Below are 650 nucleotides of genomic sequence, written 5' to 3' on the forward strand. Positions count from 1 at the left end.
GTCCTTGTCGCCGCCACGGTTCTTGAAGAAATCGTCGAAGAAATCCTGGAAGGGTGAGCCCTCGGGCAACTGAGGCATCGGCACCGCACCCGGACCTTCGGTGCCCTTCACCGTCTGCGAGGTCGAGATATTGACCACGGCGCCGAGCAGGCCTTGCGCCAGGTCGGCGACCGAAGCAGGTCCATCCGCGGCAAATGTCGGTGTCACGGACGGGACAGCGACGGCGCTGACAAGAAGTGCCGCCGCGCCGGCGATGAACGTCCGCCGTGCCGCGCGCAAAATAGTATTGGATGTCATCGAGAAGCCTCCCGGTATTCTTGAAAAGAAAAGCGCTTCGACGAAAACGCCGCGTCGCGCCATGTTGGCAAAAAATACGGCACGTTTGCGGCTATGACTATCGGCAGAGGATAAATCATCCGTTATCTCGGATCGAAGCTCGTATCCCGAGATCGAAACTCATATCCCCGGGATCGAAGCTCGTATCCGAAAACCGATGCTCTTGCCGCCGTCATCCGCCTCGCACCAGCCAGACGATGCCGACACCGATGGCGATCGCCGCCAGCCCGGCAGTCCGGAGCGCGTTCTCGGGCAGCGACAGCACTTCGGTGGCAAGCTTCCTGGCAAGGCCGGGAAAGCCGCCATAGACCAGA

General features: G+C 60.9%; 1 protein-coding gene and 1 pseudogene. Both read right to left on the reverse strand.

The window, feature by feature from the left end; genetic code table 11:
* A pseudogene (locus EN935_RS39150) lies at positions 1-297 on the reverse strand (serine protease); the annotation flags it as partial.
* A 211-nt stretch (positions 298-508) separates the two neighbouring features.
* Positions 509-649 carry a DUF2065 family protein gene (locus EN935_RS39155; protein ID WP_245489187.1) on the reverse strand — a complete coding sequence of 47 codons (141 nt, stop codon included), beginning with the start codon at positions 647-649 and terminating at the stop codon, positions 509-511.
* Between the last annotated feature and the right edge of the window lies 1 nt (position 650).

Source organism: Mesorhizobium sp. M7D.F.Ca.US.004.03.1.1, from assembly GCF_003998635.1.
Lineage (GTDB): Bacteria > Pseudomonadota > Alphaproteobacteria > Rhizobiales > Rhizobiaceae > Mesorhizobium > Mesorhizobium loti.